Here is a 19,193-nt window from a genome sequence, read left to right as displayed (position 1 = left end):
CGAAGTGATCGAAGAGGAGTATGGAACGCTCCACAGCCGGCGGGATGACATCGAAAGACGGCGGGCACGGCAGCAGGCCCATGAATGCCATCATTGCTCGCACGCTGATCGAGCTGCTTGTATCCCTTGAGTTGTCCGACGAAGAGTCTGTCTCTGTGGAGGCGTCGGCAGTTCTGGCTGAGGATGCCGCCACGTCGCTAGGGGCTCTATCAGATACCGAACGAGCGAAACTGATCTCGATCATTACCCAGATGGGTCAAGAAGTCGGGGATGAGGATCGTCGGCAAGTTCTCTTGGACCTCCCTGAAGGACTTGGGCTTACCGAGAGACCAGCGCCTTACCATGTGCTGGACCTTTTGTGAAGGCATCCCGGCATCGTCAGTTCGGCGCGCCCCAGTCCCTCCGGTACGCGGCCCAGTCACCCGGCGTCGCCGCGAAGTCCACATACAGCGCGAGGCCGAACCGCTCGCGGCGCGCGTCCTCGCGGCTCAGGCCGAGGCGGGCGCCCCGGGCGGCGGCCGCCACCGTCTCGGCCGATTCGTGGTGGCCGAGGTCGTCGGTGTGGAAGGCCGGGAGGCCCATCAGCAGGTCGGTGCGGTGGGGGGTGGGGGGCGCCTCGAGGGCCAGTCGCGTCTGCTGGGCCACATAGCCTCCGTACAGGCTCTCCATGGGCATCGCCGTGTCGTAGGACATCACCGCGATCTGGTCGACCCGGCGGGCGACCGTGCCGAAGTACGACTGCGACCACCACTTGGGATGACCGGCGACGAACCTCGCGACGGAGTGGAGGGAGAGATGGGGGACGCGGCAAATAGTGAAAAACTGAGCCGTTGGTGGGCGGTGAGCTGGTGATCCAGACGACCTTCCCGGTGTCCGTGACTCGAGCGCGCACGTAACCGACCGGCGCTCCGACCGCACGGGGAGCCGCCCTGACGGCTTCGGTGCCACCACCCGGCGGCTCGGCCGTGGGGGCGACCCTCTCACCTATGGGTGTGGTCCTGGATACAGTGGGTAGCCACAGCGTGCTCGACCACTCGACCGGAGGCAGACATGGCCCGTGCCTGGGAGGCTGACCCGTCCGCGTTATTCGAGCGTCGGCTGGGGAAGTCGGCCGAAGAGCTCGGGAACTCCGACGGCAACGACGAGTGTCCGGACATCTGGCAGCTCGACAACGGTGATGTTGCTGTGATCGGCAGGGATCTGACCGCCGTCTACGGCCCCCGCCTGCCGCAGGGCGTGAACATTGCTTCGGATGAGCGGCTGGTCGTCATCCCAGGGAACATGCTCAGCGCGGCAAAGAAGGACATCCCCGATGCTTGACCTCCTCGCCCCCGAACTCGTTCCCGAGCAGGGCGATAGGCTCACCCGCGCCGCCTACAAGCAGGACTTCCGGCAACGGGAGGACGCGGTCCGCGACGGAAGTTCCTGGAAGCTGGAGCGCCGACAGCACTTCGAAGAGCAGGGCAGTCCGAGCCGGGATGCCCTGCGCCGGGGCGACTGGGAGGAGGCGCTTCGGCTCCTCGCCGACCGGCGCGACACCTTGGCCAAGGCCGCTCAGGAGGACGAGCGCAGGGGGTATGCCTTTCACCGTGTGCGGGTGGTCGAGAGTCCACTGACGCCGTATGTGCAATGGGAACTCCACTCCCAGCGGCAGCGTGCGGAATACGGGCAGCGGATCAGGATCGTCTCCGCCGCGCAGGTGGCCGCCTCGGAGGACACCGGCCCGCTCCCGGAAGTGGTTGTGCTGGGCGGCCGCACCCTCTTCCAAGTCCTCTACACCGAAGCAGGAGTTGCGAACGGCGCGATCCGCTACACCGACCGTGACCTTGTCGAGCGCTGGGAGAACTACATCAAGGCGCTCTACGCGGTGGGTGAAGAAGTGATCTCATACTTCGACCGTGACGTGGCGCACCTTGATCCGCCGACGCTGAGCGACGCGGGAAGGGAGTAGGCCGATCACATCGCCAGGCGGACAGGACGAGCACTTCGGCAGCACCCACTCCGAGCTGTCGGGATCCTCACGCGACGTCGTCCAGGCGAGAAGTGTGCACGGAGGCATCCACTTCCACGCGCAGGGCACACCGGACGCGGGGAGTTCCTCCAGCCCTGTCCCACGCCAGTTACCGGCCGACGTGGGCGGATTCGTCAACCGAACCGATGAACTGGGCCAGTTGAATGCCGTCCTCACCAGCGACGACGGCAGTCCGCTTGTCGTCTCGGTATACGTGATCGCCGGCACCGCCGGCGCCGGAAAGACATCGTTGGCACTGCGCTGGGCACACCAGGTCCGGGAGCGTTTCCCCGATGGCCAGTTGTACGCCAATCTGCGCGGCTACGACCCCGGAGAGCCGGTCGCGGCACGCGAGGCCCTGCACCGCTTGCTGACCTCGCTCGGTGTTCAGCCCGAAGCCGTACCGCAGGATCTCGACGCGGCCGCCGCGCTGTACCGCTCGCTGCTGGCCGACCGCCGGGTACTGGTTGTCCTGGACAACGCGGCCACCGTCGGCCAGGTCAGGCCGTTGCTGCCCGGGAGCGCACACAGCCTGGTGCTGGTCACCAGCCGCAGCCGCTTGTCCGGTCTCGCCGTCCGTGATGGAGCTCGCCGACTCACGCTCGGTGTGCTGCCGGAGCCGGAGGCGGTTGCCCTGCTGCGCGTCGTCACCGCGGGATACCGGCCGGTCGATGACGAACGGCAGCTCGCCGAATTGGCCCGGCTGTGCGCACGACTTCCGCTCGCTCTGCGGATAGCCGCGGAACGCGCCGCCAGTCACCCCCACCTACGGCTGGATGACCTGATCGCCGAACTACGCGACGAATCGGCCCTCTGGGACGCCTTGAGCACTGGCGACGACGAGGAAGCCGAAGCCGTCCGCACCGTCTTCGCGTGGTCCTATCGAGCCCTGTCCGAGCAGGCCGCCCGCCTGTTCCGCCTGCTGGGCCTGCATCCCGGACCCGAGTTCGGGCTGCGGGCCGCGGCGGCCCTGGCAGGGTCGACCAGCATCAGTCGGCCCCGGCAACTACTGGACTCTCTGGTCGGCGCACACCTCCTGGAACAGACCGCTCCGGACCGCTACCAGTTCCATGACCTTCTGCGCGCGTACGCCATCGACCAGGCCCAGCACGAGGAGCCGCCGGTCGAGCGGGAGGCAGCGCTGCGACGCGTGCTGGAGTGGTACCTGCACACCGCCGACGCCGCGCAGGGCTGGATCAACCCCGCTGAGGACCGTGTGGCCCTCACACCTGCCCCGGATGACGTCAGCCCGCTGACGTTCTCCGAGTACGACGCTGCCGTGGACTGGGCCGAGCGGGAGCACGCCAACCTCCTCCAGTCCGTCCGTACGGCGGCCGACGCCGGGCAGGACCGACTGACGTGGCAGCTGGCCACAGTCCTATGGAACGCGCAGTTCCCCTCCGTTTCGGGCACAAGCTGGCCGGCCGTGGGCCGCATCGGCCTGGAGACGGCCGAACGGCTGGGAGAACGTGCCGCGCAAGGCGCACTCCACACTTACCTCGGCATGGCCTACACCCGCCTCAACCGCCAGACCGAGAGCCTCGAATCCCACGAGAACGCGCTGACGATCCGGCGCGACCTGGGCGACCGCCTTGGCGAAGCACGCTCACTCAACCTGATCGGGCTGAACCACCTCCGCGGCAGACGACTCGACCTCGCTGCCCGCCACTTCGAGCAGGCCATCTCCGCCTTCCAGGAGCAGAACGCCGCCCACTGGGCCGCCACGGCGATGTCCAACCTCGCGACCACCCACTACCGCGCCGGACGGCTCCCGGAGGCGGCAACCGTCATTGACCAAGCCCTGGCAGCGCACCGAACCCTCGGTGATCAGCGCGGCGAGGGCAACATCCTGCGCGTGCTGAGCGATGTCCAACGCGAGCGGGGCGATGTCGAAGCATCCCTGGCCACGGCCCAGGCCGCCCTCGACATCGCCCTCATCCTCCGCAACCTCCGCCTGGAGGGCTTCTGGCTGCTGACCCTCGGCGATGCCCAGCAGGCGAAGGGCCAGTGCGCCGAGGCCCTGACCTCCTACCAGCGCTCCGCCACACTCCACCGACGCCTCGCCGACCGCAGTCGAGAGGCTCTGGCCTGGCAGGGCGTCGGCGAGGTCTACCGTCGGCTCGGGCGTCATGCCGAGGCAGCCGACTTCCACCGCCAGGCTGCCTCGGCGCATCGCGATCTGGGCGATGAGTGGTATCAGGCCCTGGCCCTCGAAGGCTTGGCTGCGGCCGTACTCAGCGAAAGCCCGGAGGAGGCCCGTCGGCACTGGGCAGAGGCGCTGAGGTTCCTCACCGCTTTCGATGACCCTCGCGCGGCAGCAGTGCGCGAGACCATCGAACGTCGACTGGCAGAAACAAGCTGAGGCAGGGGCTGACCGTTCCGGATGGTGTCCGGCGCTGATCAGCCGAAGACCCCATTGGGGTGTCGCAGTAGCAGCCTGAGCTCGGGTGTGCTGGCCACGCTCCCGGCGGGGCAGAGCTGGACAACGGCGGGCGGACGTTCCTGTAGGGCTCGACGCACACCACGTGCCTGGACGCGCCAGGTGAGCCGCTGCCGACGCTTGCCCGTCCGCGGTGAGGCCGGCCGTGGCTCTCGGGGCGGCCCACATCGCTGCGAGGGCACTACGTCCGTCAGCAGAGAAGCACGGGCCCTGGTTCCTCGACCCCTCGCCCCTGACGCATACACGCCGTCGTGGCTGATTAGCACCCTTTCCATACCTCGGCCCCCAAATCACCCTGAGGGCGGGGAGACGACACGGACTGTGCCGAGGGGGCCGCCATGTCCGGACCGTTGTACGTTGCCGTTCTGCCGACCCGCCCGCATGCGGTGGAGGCATACCGTGGACTACGGCCGGACATACAGGCCACGGTCGCTCCGCTGTGGACCTTGCCACCCCGCCCGAGGATGCTGCCAGATCCGCTTGCCATAGAACTTCGAAAGGACGCACGCCGGGTCGCGGCCGCGCACCGCCATTGGCCTGCGTGGCTGGACGCGCCGTTCGCTGACGAGAGCGAGGCCGCTGTCCTAGCCGAAACCCTGCCGCCCGAGTGGTGGGCCCTGCGAAACCTGCGCCCCGTGACCGGCCCGCGTCGACCCGTCGCTCAGCAGTCCCTGGCCCTTGCGGCGGCCGAGCAGCATGGCGGCGGTCTGGGTATCCGCATGCAGGTCCCAGGTGAGTGGCATGACCGGGATGTTCCATGGCTGGGCGAACTGCTCGACCGGGCCTGTCCCATCGGACCGGTCGATCTATTCCTCGATCTGGGCGCCGTACTGCCTTCTCGCCGGGACGCCGCCAAAGAGGCTCTGCGCGCTCTCGACGCGCTGGTCCCGCTCGCCACCTGGCGGACGGTGGCTGTCGCGGCGGGCGGCTTCCCCGACCGGCCTGAGGGCTTCCTGGAGAGCGGCTGGCACGAGGCCCCACGACCGGATTGGGATACGTGGCACGAGATCCACCACAGCGGACGCTCCTACCTTTCCCAACTGCACTACGGCGACTACGGCATCCTTCCCACCGGATACGCCGCTCAGACCCCGGTCTCGGGCAACGGCGGACCGGAGTGGGGCATCCTCCGTTACACCACCGCCCGTTCCTACTTCCTGGCCAAGGTGCTGCAACGCGGCCAGCACCGCGACGCGATCAACCGCGACGCCGCCCGGCGCCTCACCTGCCTCGCGGACTTCCGTGGCCCGTCGGCCGGAACAGGGGAGGGTTGGCTGCGGGACTGTGCTCAGGGGTTCGTCACTACCGGCAACCACTCTGTTTGGAACCGGATGGGGAACATCCAGCACATGACGTTCGTCGTCAGTTGTCTCGCAGGGCACCCCCGTTGACTTGCGTCTTCGATGGAACGCATCCCGCACTCAGCGTGACAGCAGGTGCAGAGTTTGCTGTGGCAAGCCTTGTCTGCGGTGAAACTGCTTGCTAGGCCAGACGCCGTCATGGTGGTGGTTCCAGCCTGGTGGGTGGCCATCCTGCTCACCTGGAGATCACCTGCATCACGGCTAGGATCTATCTGGTGTCGATGAAGGAACGCAATGTGGCGGGGTGCATAGAGCGCCCTGAGTTGTTGCCGGACTGCGACGTACCGGCCTCTCGCAGAAAACCCGACGAGGCGATCGAGACTTCCCTGGTTCGCCTTGTCGACGAGACGCAGGCCGACAATTGGCGGATCGGCGGCCTGCGGGCGTGTCAGATTCGCGGCGGGGCAGCGCTGGCAGCGGCATCGTTCATGGTCCAGACACCGGGCCCATTCCACGAGGACCTGCAGCGCATCGCCCCAGAGTTGAGGGCTGACGCATTCCGTCCCTCGTATACCTATGCCGAGTACACCGTCGGACTCTGCTACGTAGCAGGCGCCAAGGGGCTGCCGCCGGAACTACGCCTCCGTGCCGCCGACACACTCGTGGCCGGAGCCAATGAGGCGGGCTATGCGGAAGCGCGGAACCTGCTGCCCAGAAGCAGCTGGGGCTTGCTGGCACATGCGGTGCGCGAAGGCTGGGCTGTCTGGACTGCGCAGCTCTTTGCCGAAGACGAGACAGTCCCACTCAGGACTCGCATGAAAGTTGCCCTCGCCCTCGCTGAGCACGACCGTCCGGCCGGGTACGTACCCGAAGCCGTGGAGAAGCTTGTGGCTCACCCGGATGCCGCGAGCGCGGACCGTCTTGCTCTGGCGATAGCCGTGGCCCAGCGTGCCCCCAAGAGCAGTGTGGGTCTGCTTTGCCGTCTCGCGTCAGATCCGCTGGTCCAGCCCAGCCACCGGATGCAGGCGATCGAATTGCTGGACGAGGTCGACGCGGCCAAGTCTCAGGAGATGCGTGCCTTGCAGACACGTCTTCCGACTGTGCGGGCGGCCCGTGACCAGCACCGAGAGGCGGCCGAGCGGGCGGAACACGAGGTAGCGGCCCAGCGGGCGCGAGAGACCCCCGAGGCTGTTCTGGAGCGGCTTGACTCCGAGATCCAGGGAATCCTGGATGGCCTTGGCGGTCGCGGTTCGGCGGACTGGTTGGCCACTGATCTGGACAACCACCTCGCAGAGACCGACTGGGCCGCTGTGGCAGAAGACGTGGCTGAGATCTGCGGCCTGGTACGTGACGAGGACGTTGAGTCTGCCCTCCGGTCACTGGAGGTTCTGACCCGGATCAGGTACGGAGACGATTCGAGCCTGCCGCCGGATGGATCCGAGCCCGTCACACCGGACGACGACTTCCCTCGGCTGACTCGGCAGGAGCTTGCCGAGCACGCGCGTGAACAGGCCCAGCGTTCCTGGACGTTCTGGGGAGAACTTGTCGAGAAACACGGCTGGGACAACGATCGGATTCATGAAGTCGACGACCAGTGGCACGAGGTCAACCGACACGTGAGCGGCGTGATCCTTCAGAAGGCCGTCGATCATCTCCGAAACCTTCAACAGTGCCTGGTTTGGGAGATCTGGCCCGCTTTGGTGGAGACCGCGAAGGAGAGGAACTACGGCTCTGCCCGGGGTCATCTGGCGGCTGCGTGCCTCCTCGCAGACGAGGTCGAGCATGCTGAGGGCCTGTGGAAGGAGACCACCGCGGAGGACTACTCCTTCGACCCGCTGACCATGTCCTGGCCTCGCGACGTCTGGTTGGTGCTGGAGGAGTGGAGACGGGGTTGAATCCCCAGCACATGGAAGCGAGTCCGTTGGAGAGCATGGCTTGACCGCCCCGTGGGATTGAGGAGTGCCACCGAGCCATCATGATCGAGTGCATCTGGGTTGGCTTGCTCATGACCCCCAAGCCACCGCTCACGCACTGAGGAGCATTTTGGGCAGGGCAGGCCGACCTTGGCGAGATCCCCTGTGGTTATCGCTCGGCTTCGCTGGTACCACGGGGACAAGAACTCGGCAGCGCCGTCGTAGCGGGGGAATGTGGGCTGGCAGGAAGAAGTCGTCTCGGCGTTGGACGCCTGGGTCGCGCACGAAGGCGTGCCGGCGCGTGAGCCGCGGTGGCGTCCGCTGGGGCGAGCGGCGAAGAGTGGGAAGCCGGGGGAGTACGTCGTCGACGTACGTGGCACCGACATCACGACAGACCAACTTCAAGGTGACAGCCTGAGGCTGGCCGGGCCGGACGAAGGCGGTGTGGACGCAGGCCACTCCGTGCTCGACGTGTTCAAGGACGGCACCGCACTGCGGGTGCGTGTCGCCGAGTTCGCCGACCCCGCCGACCCTCATCTATGGATGAAGCCGCAGCCCGCCGGCTTCCTCGTGAAGGCATTGCGTGAAGGCTTGGCCGCGCTCACCGATGCCCCTCTCGCTCACCTCATGGCGCGAGGCGAAGCCGGGACGGGACGGCTCGCGGCGACCGGGCTGCCACCGGGAGTGCTGCTGCCCGCTCAGGACCTCGCGTATCGCGCATGCACGGGCGAAGGGCTGTGGCTGGTGTGGGGACCTCCCGGCACCGGCAAGACCACCGTCCTCAAGCGGGCCATCGTGGATCTGATGGCGCGCGGCAAACGCATCCTGCTGGTGTCCGCGACCAATGTCGCCGTGGACAACGCCCTGTGGGGCGTGATGAAGGAGCGGCGGCACGCGGACGGTCACATCGTCCGTGTCGGACCGCCCCATCTGCGTGAAGTGGCTGAGGACGCAAGCGTCTGTCTGACACTGATGGTGCGCGAGCGGCTCGCCGATGTCGACGAACGACGCCGGGCGGTTGCCGCGCAGCTGGTTGAAGCGCGGGCGCGGACGCGCGAGCTGGAGGAGCTGGAGCGGAGCCTCGCGAACTTCGACGCCATCGGGTACGCCGCGGACCGCACCCGCTTGGACGACCCCGCCCGCACCTCCGCAGCTCTCACCCGCGCGCGTCGTCAGGCGGATCGCGAAGCAGAGGAAGCCGGGAAGCGGGTCGAGCGACTGGAGGAGGAGTACAAGGCGGCTGCTGCGGCCGTGCGCGCCACGGAGCAGGCCCAGGCCGACTGGAAGGCATACGACAACGTGCAGGCAGACCTCGCCGAGCTCCGAGTCGCTGTGACAGCGGTGGAGGCGAAGGCACTGCTCGCGGAGAACGAGCGCGACGCGGCCGACCGTGCCCTGATGGACCTTGAGCGGTTGACCGGCTTGGCGAAGCGCCGGGCCAAGCGGGACAGGGAGAAGGCGCGCCTTCGGCTGGAGACGGCCCGCACCGAGACCGAGAAGGCCCAGACGAAAGCAGCGGAGGCCCGGTCCGTACTCACCCGAACCGAGCAGGAATACGCAGCACGGCTTGAGGCTCACCGCGCCAAGATCTCCTTCAGCAAGGAGGAGATCACGCTCCGCAAGACGACCCTGCGCACTGTGGAGACCAACCTGGAGGACGCGTGGCGAGTGGAGAGGGCGGCGGCTGCCCAACTTTCTCCCCTCGCCAAACAACTCGACCTGTCAAAGGCGGCCGAAGCACGTGTCATGGAGGCCGATCGCCTCGGACACCCCCACCGCCATGCTGCGGCAGCAACACTGAAGCCTCAGGTCACTGCGGACAAGGAGAATCGTCCGACCCTGGAGCGCCGACATCGAGAGTTGCAGGAGGAGTACGACAAGCTCGCACGCGACGCACAAGGCGAGATCATTCGTGGTGCGAAAGTCGTTGCCACTACCCTCGCGCGTTTCCGCACTGTCAAGGCGGTGTTCGAAGGCGATTACGACGTCGTCCTGGTCGACGAGGCCGGTGCGGCAACCCTGCCCGAAGTGCTCCTCGCGATTGGCAAGGCCAAGACGACGGCTGTACTGCTCGGCGACTTCATGCAGCTTGGCCCCGTCCTGCCGAAACTGGATGGCAGCAAGCGGACTGATGTCGCGAAGTGGATTCTGCGTGAGGTCTTCGAACACTTCGGCATCGAGTCGCCAACGGCAGCGGTGAACCACAACGGGTGTGTCGTGCTGGATGTCCAGCACCGCTTCGGGCTTGACGTCATGGATCTGGCGAACACTCTTGCGTACGACGGCGTACTGAAGCCCGGCCCCGACGTCGTGCGGCGGGCTGAAAGACGCGAGTCGGGCGATCCCGAAATCGTGATCATCGATACGGACGGCCTCCAGAGCCTGGCCCAGGCTCACCGCACCGGTCGCCGCAAAGGTTGGTGGCCGGCGGGATCCTTGCTCGCACGCGCACTCATCGATCTACACCGCGAGGACAGCGAATCGGCTGGTGTGGTCACGCCGTATTCAGTGCAGGCCGAGGCCACCCTGGAGGCTCTCCGCGATACCGAGACGGGTGGGCAGCTTGCCGAGGTGGGCACCGCCCACCGTTTCCAGGGCCGCGAGTTTCCGGTCGTCATCTTCGACACGGTCGAGGACGACTACGGTGACGGTCTCTGGATGGCCCATGCTTCCCGAGCCTCTGAGGCAACGGCCTGGGCCCGCGACGGCGTACGCCTGTGCAATGTCGCCGTCACCCGTTTCCAGACCAGGCTCTACGTCATCGGCAGCCGCAGCCGAATCCTCGCCTCGGGAGAGGAGACGGCCCTCGGCAAACTAGGTGCGCTCATCCGCGTCGGCCGCACCCGTTTTGTCCCCGCAACCCGGCTCATCGCCCCTGCCACGCGGCCTGTCACCGGCCTTGGCGAATTCGGGTCCCGCCTCGCCGAAGTCCTTTCGCGTCACGTCGAGGTCTCCGAGGTCGACGACGAGATCTCCTTCTACGAGACCTTCGCCGCCCGCCTTGCCGAGGCCAAGACCTCTCTATGGATCTGGTCTCCGTGGACGGCGAAACGGCTGATCGGCCTACTTCCGGTACTTGAGGAAGCCGTACGCCGCGGAGTCCGTGTCACCATTTTCGTACGGGACCCCTACGACACAGGTCAGAAGAAACAGACCGCGCTGGTCCAGCGCCTTCGAGACGTGGTGCAGACCGTTGTCCGCGTCAATGTGATGCACCAGAAGATCGTCGTCATCGACGAATTCACAACCCTGCTGGGAAGCCTCAACTCCCTTTCCCAGAACCACTCGCGCGAAGTCATGCTGACGATCAAGGGCCACCATTTCGCCCGCAAGATCCTCGCCCACGAGCACGCCGAGGACTTCGCGAGGCCACCGCGATGCGGTGCGTGCAAGGGAGACGAGGTGGATCTGCGCCGCCGGGTGAACGGATCCTGGTACTGGCGGTGCTTCAACCGGACGTGCCCGGGGCGACGGGGCAACCGGGCGTGGGAGACGGCCGTGCGGTTCAGGACGGGGAGCCGGGGCTGAGCTGGATCTCGGCCCACACGGTCTTGCCGACCAGGCGCCTGGGCTGGAAGCCCCATCGCTCCGCGAGGGACTCGACGATGACCAAACCTCGTCCGTGCTCTTCCCAGGCTTCCGGCGGCGTGGCGGAGGCCGGATGGGGAAGCCGCTCGCCCTGGCAGTCGGCGACCTCGATGCGCAAGGTGGCGGGCCCGGCTTCGGGCCTCGTCAGAAGGAGAGCCAGCAAGAAGTCCCGCCCGGGTACGTGCCCGTGCTTCAGTACCGGTAGGCCACTGGCGACGTTTCCGCTGCGCGGATCCTTTTCCAGTGGCCGCCGGCCCGAACCCGCCGCGCACCCTTTCGGTGCAGCGGGCTCTCCAGTGACTACGGCGTGATCCTGGTTCCGGCTATGCGTGGATGTCTTCATGACAGGGCGGGCAGACCACGAGGGTTTTGCGCATCAACTGCACCCATGTGGGCTTCAGAGTTCGCACCGTGCCTTGCGGAGCCGGTCGATGAGCTGGCTTCCGCGCGGCGGATGCGGGGGGTGAACTGGGTGGGCGGAAGGTCGTCGATTACGCCCTTCCGCTGCCGGATCAGGGGAATACCACCGAACCGTGCGATCAGCGGTTTCCTGCCCTCGCGTGGTCGGGTACACCGAGGTCCAGAATTCCGCGCGACTCGCTTGGTTCAAGAGCAGCTACAGCGGCAATGAGGGGGGTGAATGCGTGGAGGTCGCCATGACTCCCGGCGCCGTTCACGTGCGGGACTCCAAGGAGCCGATGGGGGCTCAACTCGTTTTCGCGGCGCAGAGCTGGGCGGCGTTCGTGGACTTCGCGACGCGGCCCTGACAGACGAGGCGGGGATACGGCCAAGTGGTCTGTATCCCCGCGTACACCCAGCGGTCAGCCCAGTACCGTCGCGATGGCGATCGCTCGTTGTCGGCGTGCACAGCCGCGCGGGTATGGGGTGCCGCTTCGTGTTGGGTGGCCTAACCGGCCATCGTGGGGGCGTAAGAGGACAGAGCCGGAGCGAGTTGCACTCCGGGTGCCAGGCCGAGGGCGACGAGGGCGTCGGGCAGACCGCGGCCGACGCGGGCCGCGTCCATAGTGCCCGGGGCGGCCAGAGGGCGGCAGCTGGCTGCGATGATCTCGAACAGGTGCTGAACCCGGCCCGGTCCGCGGGGCAGCAGCTGGCCATGGAAGTCCTCGTGGTGCGCGAGAACCAGGGCCGCGAGACCGGCGACGTGGGCCGAGGCCGTGCCGGTGCCGTCGAGCGCCGTGTATCCGCCCTGCGGCGAGCACGACAACACCGCGATGCCGGGAGCGGCCGCGTCGACGCCGGGGCCGTAAGCGCTGAACGGCGCGGCGAACAACCCCTCAGGTGTCAGCTGCGGGCCCACATGGGTGGCTTGGGAGGTGTCCGGCGGGAAGGACCCGAAGACGCCGAGCGCACCCACGGTGAACACGGTGGGCAGCGAGCCGGGGAAGCAGACCGGTCCGCCCGAGTCGCCCGCAGGGGCGACGCAGGCGATGCCCGCCGCGCCTGCGTCGGCCAGTTTCCGGGAGACCAGCGCCGACGGGTACGGCGCCGCCACGGCGATGTGCGCGACGTCGACCTCCCGTTCGATGCAGTGGTCAAGGGCGGCGATCAGGTCGCTGAAGAAGCCCCCGGGCAGCACCTGGCAGACCTCGATCTCCGCGTCGACCGCGGTGCCGATGATGCCCTTGCCGGTGTCCGCCCCGGCGATGACGCCGACCGTGTGCGTCCCGGTGCCCACCGTGTCGCGGGCCCAGCCCTCCTTCGTGCCGCGGACGAGATCGACACCGTTGTGCACGCGCCGCTTCAGGTCGGGATGCTCGGTGGCGACACCCGAACCGATGACCGCGATCTTGATGCCGAAGGCGCGGAACGTGGGAGGCAACCTGTCCAGCCGCATGGCCTGCTGGCCCCAGGCGTACTGCTGTCTCTCCTCGAGTCCCGGGTACACCTTGGCCAGCGGCGTGAGAGTGACCAGGTTCTCCGCGGTCACCGACAGGTCTGGACGGCTGATCCAGCGGTCGGCGTACCCGCCCACGGGACGTACGTACAGGGACTGGACGGACTCCACGGTCTCCGTGGACATGGTGACGGTGACCGTCCCGTCGGCCCCGGTGACGCCTTGGCCGGGCCAGGACCAACCGATCAGGAACACGCCCGCGCCGGCCAGCGGTTCGCCGTCCGGGCCGCACACGCGTAGGGAGATCTCCACGGGTTCTTCCAGCGGCATGATCAGCCCCGGATCGCGCAGCGGCAGGCCGCCTGCGGACGGCGCGGCGGCGGGTCCGGACGCGGACAGCGGCAGGTCCGGCTCGATGTGGACGTGCAGCGTCTGCATCGCCGGGAGCTGGGCCTCGGCTGCCTCGACGACCGCGATGTCCGGGCAGGCGAGGGGCGTGCCGGACGCTTTCAGCTTCTCCGACGGCCGGAGTCTGCGGACCACCGTGACCTCGGGCATCTGCTCCAACTGGTCGCACACCGCGTCCATGCCCGGTTCGGGAACTCCCGGTGGCAGAAGATGCTGCGGTAGCGGCGTGACCATGTACCGCGCCCGGCGCGGCTGCACCGTGATGGGTGATGGCGCGCCCGCCTTGCGTGGTCGTGCGCCCATGCCTTTGGGTCCCGGCCCGCCGGCCCCCGAGCCTTCTGATCCGGTCTCGCCGTTGTTTCGGGGTTTGCTCCCGGGTCTGTCCTTGACCATTACGTCCACCTTCACCACGTCCGCATGCCTGTGTCGTCCTGCGCTTCTGATCCGGTGTGGGGCGGCTCGCGCTTCCACAGTGATGCCGTGTGCCCGGGAACCAGTTCCGGGCACACCGCATCGCGCGCTGCCCTACGTCAGCCGATGCCGAAGGGCTGACCCATCGGGCCGAAGCCGAAGCCGGGCTGCTGGGACTGCTGGCCGAACGACTGCGGGCCGTACCCGCCGCCCCACGGCTGCTGGCCCTGCATTCCCTGGCCCTGCATTCCCTGGCCCTGCATTCCCTGGCCCTGCATTCCCTGGCCCTGCATCCCCTGCTGGCCCTGCTGGCTTTGCATCCCCTGCTGGCTTTGCTGGAGCAGCGTCACGATCGCCGTCGGCAGTGCCTGCTGCACGGACTGCTCCACCGCGCCGCGGACGCCCTGCTGCAGCGTGTGGTGCAGCGCGACCGCGAGGTAGGGGTGCGCCTGATGGGCCAGGCCCTGCTGCTGCAGCTGCTGCTGGACCTGCTGGATCTGCTGCAGCGTCTGCTGCATGCGCTGCGCGATCTGCTGGCTCGCCTGCTGGCATGCCTGCTGGATCGCCTGCTGGACCACCTGCGCGAGCTGGCCCTGCGGGGCGCCGATCTGCTGGCCGAACTGCTGCTGGGGCTGGATACCGGTCATCACCGACATGAATGCTCCTTTCGATGCCATGGGAAGGTCAACATAAGGAATGATGCTGGCCTTATCGGAATAAACCCGACGCGTTGAAGCTAAGTTGACGAGGTCGCGACCGCAATCGGACGGGCCACTCCAGGTAAGGCCCCCGATCGGACCCGGCGAGTGGTGAAACCGTTGGTGGAGCGGCCGGATCGGCCGCCGCTGATGGAGTCGGAGGGCGATCGCTCACCTGATCGGACCCGTAGCGAAGTGGACGAGGCCTGCCGGGCCGTATGGCCCGCTGACGCCCATTCGGAGGAGGCGATGGAGCAGGAAACCGGCCGCCGGCCACTGCGCGATGTTCGGGCCGGTGGCGACCCGGGCGGGGTCGGCCTTCTGATGGGCGGGGTTACCGATACGCAGGGTGGGATTACCCTGCCCGCAAATCTCGCTATGTGGATATCTTCTACCTATTTCGACATCTCGTTTAATAGCATCCCGCCTATTAGAGGAGTTGCGATGGGTGAGCACGTGCACGTCCGCATTTGGGATGGCCTGGCGGTGAGCGACGGCGGCGATGTGATCGAGGTGTCGCACTGTCACTGCGGTGCCACATGGAGCAGGACGTACCGGGTGGACGAGCGAGCCCCCGAGGAGTGAGCGGATGCACCGCGGATGCACCCGTCGCGTACCGAGCCTGCTGCGAAGCGTGCTTGCGGGCGGTAGCCCGGGCAGCCGCCGTCATGACTGAGATCGCCCGGGTCCTCTGGCGTGGCCGCGATGTCGGCGCCGGACCTGGTGGGTCTCGTCCTTGGTGGTGTTGTGCGGCCGCAGGCGGGGCTCGATTTCCGGGGCCAGGGCGGTGTGGAGGTCCCCAGCCGTAGCCGGTCGCCGGTGTCGGGATGGCCGTCGGTGGCCAGGTCGGCGGCGCGCCGCGGACCCGGTCCAGGCCCAGGGCCTCCAGCTCCAGCATCACCAGGGTGGCGGTGGCGTCCTGGGTGAGCGTCTGGTCGATCCGCAGACCGATCTCCCGCCCGGCTCCATCACGCCGTCGACGAGATGACCGGCGATGACCCGGTGGGCCGGCGCGCCGTGCGCAAGCGTCACAATGCCCAGGCTCCGCGCTCCACCGGGAGGCGGCAAGCCGACACGTGCCCCGCCCGCCCGCCGCACCGCCTTCACCCCCTGCACCGCCTTTACCCCTGGAGCGGCGTGAGCAGCATCCGCGCGGATACTCGTTCGGCGCCGCTCGGGAGACATGGACAGGAGGCGGACTGCCATGACTCTGCCTGTACGACGTACGCCTGGCGGGCTCGCCGAGCCGCCGTTCCCCAGGTGGCTGAGGGACCGGCTGGCCGAGTTCGACGACCTGTTCAACCGGATGGGATCGCTGCTCGCGTTTACCCGGGTGGACGCCGTCATGGCGGAACGGTTCGGCGAGGTGCGGTCTGCGCGCGAGACGCTGCGCGACCCGGTGCGGCGCGCGGCCTGCGACCAGGCATACGAGCGGACGTACCGCCGCCCGGACGGGCCCGGTATTGACCTCGGTACGACGAACTCGGATGGTCTCGGTCCTGGAGGGCGGTGAGCCCACCGTCATCACCAACACGGAGGGCGGGGGCGACCGCATGGCCGTCGCCAGAACGCCGCGGCCAACGTCCTGTGCGCCCTCCTGCCCGTTCTCGACGCCGTTGCCGGGCGCGGGGGTGGGGCGCGCGGCCTCGGTCAGTCCCCACCGCCTTAGCTGGGCGACGGCCCGTCGGCGGCCTCCGCGACCGCGGCCGGGTGCTACTTTCCACCGATTGTGGATGGCCTTCGGCTCTGAACCTTCGCCATGCGAGGCCCGCGCCTCCATGCGTTCGGACGTCGAAAAATTTACTCAAGATGCCTTGACTTGAGGGGATTCTCATGGAGAGTGGTTAATAGACCACAACACCGAAAGAGTCACAAAGCCGGTGAGGACGTCTAGTCGGCGGAGTGGCTTGGACAGGATGTGGTTCAGGCCCCCGGCAAGCCGGCGCGATACCGAGGCGACAGTGACGACTGGAGCTTCAGGACACGCGCAGTACTACCGGGGACTGTTTTTTGCCAGGTGGGGGCGTTGCGCAGCCTGACGCAGGCCCGACCAAGCTCGCACTCTCAAACGATCAAGCGTGCTCCGCATCCGATGCCACGCATGGGAGTGTCTGTGGTCATATTCCAGTGCCGCCGCATATTCCGATTCATCGGGCACGGGCACGGGCTGCCGCCACGACACTGACGTGTCGGTCTTCGGCGCGGCCCGTGCGATGTGCTCGGCCGTTTCCTCGGCTTCGTTTCCGTCCCGTGCGGAGACGGCGAGAAGGCGGAACGGGGCGGAGGGCCGGAGTTCGACGCATACCACCTGCCTGTCTCGCCGCACGGCTACGAAGTCTTTCCCTGCCTGATGGCAGCGGATGCCGATGGACAGGGCGCCAGGGATGCAGAGGCCCCTCTCGTGAACACCGCGCAGAGCCCGCCACCATTCGGGCTCGACCGTCACCCGGCGCACGGCCTCCAGTGGCACCCGCACGTCACGATGACGGGTGGCCGCCTTTTCCCACCACGCCAGGCGCATGACCACTTGATCGTCCTGGGTGAGCATCCCTGCCATCGTCAACTGCCTCCCCTCCGTCCTCACTCCCGTCGGGATCCGCTGATCCCGACGGGACTCAGGAGCTACCCCTTGTCGTGGGGCTTCCAGCGTGTTATGTGAGGAATGAGCACTCTTGGGCCTGGAGTGCCAACGGCTGAACCGGGTGGCGTACTCGTGCGGCCGTGATCGAAGCGCGCGGTTCGCGCGGACGCTGAACCGGGCGGGTGACGCTTCACCGCTGAGCCGGGCGGGTGACGCCGATGGTGAGACCCATTGCTGCCAGACCCAGCACCATGGTGACGGCACCGAGCCAACAGTTGTTCCAGACGATGCCGGCCCGTGCGCCGTGCGTGGCGGTGACCACCCATGGGGAGATCAGAAGTCAGACGCCGAGCGGCGCAAGCGTCCACGCCAGGCGGAACATCCGCTCCGGGACAAGGGTGAGACCGAAACCGATCAGGCCGACAGTGATGCCGACGATCAGGTTGTTGACGGCGATATTCGGCTGACCCGAGAAGTGGACGACCCACGGTGAGATCGCGCCGTAGACGCCCGCCAGCAGGATCAGTCCTTCGAGTGCGATCGCCCTGCCGGTGGAGGCGGTACGCGTTTGAGCCGTTCCCGCATCTCCGCTATCTCGGGATGCCCGGTCATGTCACTGGAGTGCTGCGGATACGACATTGTCGTTGTCTCCTCTCCATCTCCGATTTATGCGCTCTTTATCTGGATTACCTGAATCAGGTAACAGAAGCAATGTCGAGTCAGGTGCAAGCATGACTTGCGTCGCGTTGAAAGCGTGGCCTGGAGTATCGGAGTGTGATCGTGCGGTCGCTATGCGAATTGAGCTGGCGGGATGTCGGCGCTCTATGCGTATCGCTTTTTCACTCGCGTGCACGTGACCGCCCTGCCGGTGGGTTGCCCGCGGTCCTGACAACGGGCGTTGGCGGCACCTCAGGCAGGGACCCCGGGATCCGCGCGCCTGGCGGCCGACGTGCTGTGGTCTGCGCGCCGGTTGGCTTGGACTGCCGCAAGTGCGGTTGCCGGTGAGAAGGGTTCGCGGTGCGAGAGGGCGCCGCGGTTGGAACCGGGGGTGCGGGGGCGGGGGCTGCTCGGCCCAGACGGTCTTGCCGGTGGGCGTGAGGGCCCAGTACATGGGGACGAGCGGAATCATGGGCCGGTGCGGGTGAGCTAGTGATCCAGACGGTCGTCCCGGTGCATCGGGCGGGCAAGTAGACGATCGGCGCTTCGGCCTACGGGGGGGCGCCTCACGGGCCCCCATGCGTGCGGTGCACGTCCGGCAGGTGCGGGGAGCGCGCCGTCAGATCTTGATGACGGTGACGCGTCCGCCGCACAGTGCCGTGATGTCCTCGGGGTCGGAGGTGAGCACTGTTGTGGGCCCAGGGGCGGCGAGGGCAGTGGCGCTGAGCATGGCGTCGATGGCGTACTTGTGCCCGTGCAGGCCGGTGTCGGCCAGGAGAGCGGCGGCGTGGCGGGCGAGGATCTCGGTGATCGGCTCGACGACGATGCGGGAGAGCGTCCACTCCAACGCCGGCCGGTTGATCCGGGGGTGGACCACTTCCACGAGGGTGGCGGCGCTGGTGATCACCCGCATGTCGTCGGCGCGGGCCAGGGCGAGCCAGCCGGTGGCCATGCGGTCCCGCAGTTGCGGCCTTGGCGAGTCCCCTCGCTGTCGAGGACCAGGGTGCCGCCGCGTACGGCGGCGGGTGATCGCGTCATGCCGTGTTCGCTCCGTTGGGCGCTTGCTGCCTACGGGCCTGCTGGAGTTGGTCCCGGAGCGCTTGGACCTCCTCGTCGGTGATCGGTCCGTGTTCGGCCTCGGCGACCGTGATGAGCTCGTTGAGGTTGTCGCGCTCGATCTGGCGGGCCACGGCCGCGGCGACGTATTCGGACAGGCCGGACGACCCGCTGCGTGCGCGAGCGGCGTCGGCGATGTCCCGCGGCATCATGATCGAGTACTTCTGGGTGGGCTCGCTCATGCTCTTTGTACTCCATGCGATCCCGTTGAGTT

15 protein-coding genes and 3 pseudogenes are annotated in these 19,193 nt (G+C 67.6%); 10 read left to right on the top strand and 8 right to left on the bottom strand.

Going from position 1 to position 19,193, the window contains the following annotated elements:
• Nucleotides 1-20: 20 nt before the first annotated feature.
• Nucleotides 21-362: a hypothetical protein gene (locus ACMTAK_RS18050; RefSeq protein WP_413807171.1), complete on the top strand. Its 342-nt coding sequence runs from the start codon at nucleotides 21-23 to the stop codon at nucleotides 360-362.
• Between the two features lie 16 nt (nucleotides 363-378).
• Here the strand turns inward: ACMTAK_RS18050 and ACMTAK_RS18045 are convergent.
• Nucleotides 379-801 (bottom strand): annotated as a pseudogene (locus ACMTAK_RS18045) (hypothetical protein); the annotation flags it as partial.
• A 249-nt stretch (nucleotides 802-1,050) separates the two neighbouring features.
• Between ACMTAK_RS18045 and ACMTAK_RS18040 the strand changes: the two are divergent.
• The 6 genes from ACMTAK_RS18040 to ACMTAK_RS18015 all read left to right on the top strand — a co-directional run bounded on the left by ACMTAK_RS18040 (nucleotide 1,051) and on the right by ACMTAK_RS18015 (nucleotide 11,193).
• The gene (locus ACMTAK_RS18040; protein WP_413807170.1) at nucleotides 1,051-1,320 is read left to right on the top strand and encodes a hypothetical protein; all 270 of its coding nucleotides are present in this window, start codon (nucleotides 1,051-1,053) and stop codon (nucleotides 1,318-1,320) included.
• On the top strand, nucleotides 1,313-1,951 hold the full coding sequence (locus tag ACMTAK_RS18035; protein WP_413807169.1) for a DUF6879 family protein: 639 nt from the start codon (nucleotides 1,313-1,315) through the stop codon (nucleotides 1,949-1,951). Before ACMTAK_RS18040 ends, ACMTAK_RS18035 begins: the two co-directional genes overlap by 8 nt.
• Before the next feature lie 94 nt (nucleotides 1,952-2,045).
• A complete protein-coding gene (locus tag ACMTAK_RS18030) occupies nucleotides 2,046-4,373 on the top strand; it encodes an ATP-binding protein (protein ID WP_413807168.1) in 2,328 nt (775 codons plus the stop codon).
• A gap of 416 nt (nucleotides 4,374-4,789) precedes the next feature.
• On the top strand, nucleotides 4,790-5,842 hold the full coding sequence (locus ACMTAK_RS18025) for a beta family protein (RefSeq protein WP_413807167.1): 1,053 nt from the start codon (nucleotides 4,790-4,792) through the stop codon (nucleotides 5,840-5,842).
• Nucleotides 5,843-6,027: 185 nt separating this feature from the next.
• Nucleotides 6,028-7,647 (top strand): hypothetical protein, encoded by a 1,620-nt coding sequence (locus tag ACMTAK_RS18020; RefSeq protein ID WP_413807166.1) that lies wholly within the window; start codon nucleotides 6,028-6,030, stop codon nucleotides 7,645-7,647.
• Nucleotides 7,648-7,899: 252 nt separating this feature from the next.
• Nucleotides 7,900-11,193: an AAA domain-containing protein gene (locus tag ACMTAK_RS18015; RefSeq protein ID WP_413807165.1), complete on the top strand. Its 3,294-nt coding sequence runs from the start codon at nucleotides 7,900-7,902 to the stop codon at nucleotides 11,191-11,193.
• Here the strand turns inward: ACMTAK_RS18015 and ACMTAK_RS18010 are convergent.
• The gene (locus tag ACMTAK_RS18010; RefSeq protein ID WP_413807164.1) at nucleotides 11,171-11,416 is read right to left on the bottom strand and encodes an ATP-binding protein; all 246 of its coding nucleotides are present in this window, start codon (nucleotides 11,414-11,416) and stop codon (nucleotides 11,171-11,173) included. The genes ACMTAK_RS18015 and ACMTAK_RS18010 overlap by 23 nt on opposite strands.
• Before the next feature lie 370 nt (nucleotides 11,417-11,786).
• Between ACMTAK_RS18010 and ACMTAK_RS18005 the strand changes: the two genes are divergently transcribed.
• Entirely contained in the window at nucleotides 11,787-12,020 is a 234-nt protein-coding gene (locus ACMTAK_RS18005; protein WP_413807163.1) for a DUF397 domain-containing protein, read from the top strand.
• 140 nt (nucleotides 12,021-12,160) lie between these two features.
• On the opposite strand, the gene ACMTAK_RS18000 is transcribed toward ACMTAK_RS18005, so the two are convergent.
• Nucleotides 12,161-13,819 carry a S8 family serine peptidase gene (locus ACMTAK_RS18000; protein WP_413807162.1) on the bottom strand — a complete coding sequence of 553 codons (1,659 nt, stop codon included), beginning with the start codon at nucleotides 13,817-13,819 and terminating at the stop codon, nucleotides 12,161-12,163.
• A 227-nt stretch (nucleotides 13,820-14,046) separates the two neighbouring features.
• On the bottom strand, nucleotides 14,047-14,583 hold the full coding sequence (locus ACMTAK_RS17995; protein ID WP_413807161.1) for a hypothetical protein: 537 nt from the start codon (nucleotides 14,581-14,583) through the stop codon (nucleotides 14,047-14,049).
• A 486-nt stretch (nucleotides 14,584-15,069) separates the two neighbouring features.
• Here ACMTAK_RS17995 and ACMTAK_RS17990 point away from each other — a divergent pair, with 486 nt between their 5' ends.
• Together ACMTAK_RS17990 and ACMTAK_RS17985 are read left to right on the top strand one after the other, a co-directional pair.
• Entirely contained in the window at nucleotides 15,070-15,210 is a 141-nt protein-coding gene (locus tag ACMTAK_RS17990; protein WP_413812925.1) for a hypothetical protein, read from the top strand.
• A 619-nt stretch (nucleotides 15,211-15,829) separates the two neighbouring features.
• Entirely contained in the window at nucleotides 15,830-16,138 is a 309-nt protein-coding gene (locus ACMTAK_RS17985) for a J domain-containing protein (protein ID WP_413807160.1), read from the top strand.
• Between the two features lie 480 nt (nucleotides 16,139-16,618).
• Here ACMTAK_RS17985 and ACMTAK_RS17980 read toward each other — a convergent pair whose 3' ends face one another.
• The 4 genes and pseudogenes from ACMTAK_RS17980 to ACMTAK_RS17965 all read right to left on the bottom strand — a co-directional run bounded on the left by ACMTAK_RS17980 (nucleotide 16,619) and on the right by ACMTAK_RS17965 (nucleotide 19,161).
• Nucleotides 16,619-17,173, bottom strand: coding sequence for a hypothetical protein (locus ACMTAK_RS17980; protein WP_413807159.1), 555 nt, complete (start codon nucleotides 17,171-17,173; stop codon nucleotides 16,619-16,621).
• Between the two features lie 223 nt (nucleotides 17,174-17,396).
• Nucleotides 17,397-17,845, bottom strand: a pseudogene (locus tag ACMTAK_RS17975) (SPW repeat protein).
• A 637-nt stretch (nucleotides 17,846-18,482) separates the two neighbouring features.
• A pseudogene (locus ACMTAK_RS17970) lies at nucleotides 18,483-18,901 on the bottom strand (DNA-binding protein).
• Nucleotides 18,898-19,161: a CopG family transcriptional regulator gene (locus tag ACMTAK_RS17965; RefSeq protein WP_413807158.1), complete on the bottom strand. Its 264-nt coding sequence runs from the start codon at nucleotides 19,159-19,161 to the stop codon at nucleotides 18,898-18,900. Before ACMTAK_RS17965 ends, ACMTAK_RS17970 begins: the two are co-directional and overlap by 4 nt.
• Nucleotides 19,162-19,193: the final 32 nt, after the last annotated feature.

This window comes from Streptomyces lacaronensis, assembly GCF_047337785.1.
Classification (GTDB): Bacteria; Actinomycetota; Actinomycetes; order Streptomycetales; family Streptomycetaceae; genus Streptomyces; species Streptomyces lycopersici.
Note: the sequence above shows the minus strand (reverse complement) of the source record. Positions and strands in the feature narration are given on the sequence as shown.